Here is a 598-nt window from a genome sequence, read left to right as displayed (position 1 = left end):
GTAAGCATGGAATGTCCGGCTATTTTACCTTCTTCGATCCCCTTTTCAGCTTCCTGATAGCGGTTTTGTCTGGTCAAGGTATCGATGGTCGTGGGCAATAAATCGGCTCCGCCCTCATCCTGAAGGTATTTGAGCATCTCGATATGTTCATTGATTAAAGCGACTCCAGCCCGGGGTTGAGCCAGGGTTCGTCCTTCCGCTTTAGCTTTAGCTAACACTTCCGCAAAAACTTTCTCTCTAGGCATGGCCTTATGATAGGTGACAACTTCTTCTAAATTAACCCCTTCCCCAGTTGGCCATTGCTTGAGAACCTCTTGTCGTTGGGCTTTAAATTTATCAATTTCGAGACGTTTATTGATCATGAGGAAAAGCCCTCCCCACTACGACTTTCGATCTTTCGAACTGCCCCCCGAGCTCGCTCTCTGACATTAATCGACTCTCCGTAATCCTCGGCCACTCTTAATAATTCTTTGACAGCTGGGACAGCTCCCATTTCCCCCAGTGCTTGAGCAGCCATTTCCCTCACCCCAACCACCGGATCTCGCAGCAATTGGATTAACGAAAACACAGCTGCTTTATTTCCTATCTGTCCTAAGGC

1 protein-coding gene and 1 pseudogene are annotated in these 598 nt (G+C 47.8%); both read right to left on the bottom strand.

Annotation, left to right across the window (positions count from 1 at the left end; all coding sequences use genetic code 11):
• A pseudogene (locus tag ACYQ3Q_RS28460) lies at nucleotides 1-362 on the bottom strand (methylaspartate mutase subunit E); the annotation flags it as partial.
• Nucleotides 359-598, bottom strand: a 240-nt coding sequence (locus tag ACYQ3Q_RS28455) for a HEAT repeat domain-containing protein (RefSeq protein ID WP_459931744.1), incomplete at its 5' end; no start/stop codon positions are given. The pseudogene ACYQ3Q_RS28460 and the gene ACYQ3Q_RS28455, both read right to left, overlap by 4 nt.

Source organism: Desulfosporosinus burensis, assembly GCF_054657535.1.
This window is presented reverse-complemented; position numbering and strand designations above follow the sequence as displayed.